The organism is Peribacillus sp. (assembly GCF_059453735.1).
Window position 1 is genome coordinate 1 of record NZ_JAZVJO010000022.1, and the last position, 2,205, is coordinate 2,205.

A 2,205-nucleotide genomic window follows, 5' to 3' on the forward strand; every position below is an offset into this window, starting at 1 on the left:
ATTTTTGCGGGGGCTATTAATATGGCCATGCTTATTGTATCAGCAGCGCTTTTTTTAAGGAAGATATGGTTACAGATGATCTAAGTGTTGCTTATGAAATGTTTGGCGTCTATTTAGGCCCAGCTGCGGTATTGCCTTCGCTTTAGTTCTGCTTATTATCTTCACAAGTAATCAGTCACTGAAAGGGGAGTCTAGTTAATCGAAAGCTGACGACAATACTTACTTGGATTATTGTGGGGATTGTGATCGTGCTGAATGAATTCTTGTTACCTAAAACATTCATGCAGAGAATGAAGCGAAAATTACTAAAGATTAACTAGTAAATATAATTGACAATATTCTGAATAATAAGTATGATTAATCCACATCGAGTAAGTACGCTTTACAATTGAATAATAAAATTCTTATCAAGAGAGATGGAGGAACTGGTCCTGTGAAGTCTCGGCAAAAGGCTCTTTATGAGTACTGTGCCAATTCCAGCGAACTTAAAAATGGTTCGAGAGATAAGAAGAGACCCTGTAGTCATTTATGTACAAAACTCTTCTTATCTATTGGTAAGAAGAGTTTTTTGTTTTTAGTCCAAATAAAAGGAGACATAAACAATGACAAAAAAAGAAGAGACGACATTAAATTTTGACACAATCGCTTTACATGGCGGCCAAGTAATGGATTCAGTAACACGTTCAAGGGCTGTACCATTATATCAGACAACGTCTTATGGTTTTGAGGATACAGAGCATGCGGCCTCGCTTTTCAAAATGGAGAAGGAGGGCTACATCTATTCACGTAATGCCAACCCGACAAATGCAGTACTGGAAAAACGACTTGCCCAGCTTGAAGGGGGAAACGGAGCCTTTGCCGTATCCTCGGGGCAGGCGGCTATTTCTATAGCATTGTTAACACTTGCTAAGGCAGGTGATGAAATCGTAGCTACCAATGCGCTGTATGGGGGTACATATAACTTATTTTCGGTGACCTTTCCACGCTTTGGTGTGAAGGTGCGATTTGTTGATGGAAGAGATCCAGCTGCTGTTGCCTCAGCCATTACGGATAAAACAAAAGCTGTATTCACTGAAACGATTGGCAATCCGGGACTTCAAATTGCTGATTTAAAGGTACTTTCAGAAATTGCTCATGAACAGGGCATTCCGCTGGTCGTTGACAGTACATTTACCACACCATACCTTCAAAAACCGCTTGATTTCGGGGCAGATATCGTTGTTCATTCGATTACGAAGTTTGTCGGCGGTCATGGGACTTCAATTGGGGGAGCCATCATTGATTCTGGAAAGTTCCCATGGGATAACGGTAAGTATCCTGAATTTACAGTGAAAAAGCCAAGCCTTAATAATCGTTCGTATCTTGATGTAGGCGGTTCGAATGCATTGATTGTAAAGGCACGTTTTGAGTTGGGGCATGATTTGGGAGCTTCGCTTTCGCCATTCAACGGCTGGTTATTCATTCAGGGACTCGAGTCATTATCACTCAGAGTTCGTCAGCATGTGAGCAATGCGGAAAAAGTGGCTGCTTTTCTGGCTGCCAATGAGCATGTAGCATGGGTTAATTATCCGACCTTAAAAGACAATCCACAATACGAGCTTGCTAAAACCTACCTGCCAAAGGGAGCGGGTTCCATTTTCACTTTCGGAATAAAGGGAGGACTAGAAGCAGGGAAGAGGTTCATCAATTCAGTTAACCTGCTTTCACATGTTGCGAATGTGGGTGATTCCAAGACATTGGTCATCCATCCGGCGAGTACAACTCATTCGAGGCTGCTTCCAGAAGAACAAGTTGAAGCGGGGGTTACACCGGAACAAATCAGACTGTCCATTGGTCTTGAGGATATTGAGGATATTATAAATGATATTGACCAAGCACTTGAAGCAGCCGTTAAATATAGTGAAGCGGGTAAGAGTTGAAGGAGATAACGTAATGTTGCTTTCCTTCTCGGCTACATTAGTGGATTATGTTGACCTGATCGTATTTATACCCCAGGAACGATGAGTATTATAAGAGGTCAATACTGCGTAAATATTCAAAAAATATGTCCAACAGTAAATAACCCCTGACACCAGGGGTTATTTTTCATTCGTCTCGTTTAGAAAGACAATAATCACATTCCATTAGGTAGGACTCCACCTGTTCATTGATATGAGTTCCGCATTCGGGGCATTGTTTGGACGGTAGATTTCTGAAAAATTCTTT

2 protein-coding genes and 1 riboswitch are annotated in these 2,205 nt (G+C 41.4%); of the genes, one reads left to right on the forward strand and one right to left on the reverse strand.

The features are described from left to right. Positions 1 to 401 precede the first annotated feature (401 nt). Positions 402 to 510: riboswitch (SAM riboswitch) on the forward strand. A 92-nt stretch (positions 511 to 602) separates the two neighbouring features. Next, entirely contained in the window at positions 603 to 1,919 is a 1,317-nt protein-coding gene (locus tag AC52RT_RS00680; protein ID WP_495538971.1) for an O-acetylhomoserine aminocarboxypropyltransferase/cysteine synthase family protein, read from the forward strand. A 166-nt stretch (positions 1,920 to 2,085) separates the two neighbouring features. On the opposite strand, the gene yhfH is transcribed toward AC52RT_RS00680, so the two are convergent. Further along, a partial coding sequence (gene yhfH, locus AC52RT_RS00685; protein ID WP_495538972.1) for a protein YhfH occupies positions 2,086 to 2,205 on the reverse strand: 120 nt, incomplete at its 5' end.

Coding starts and splice junctions, on each gene's coding strand:
- AC52RT_RS00680 (WP_495538971.1), top strand. CDS start 603: ATGACAAAAAAAGAAGAGACGACATTAAATTTTGACACAATCGCTTTA.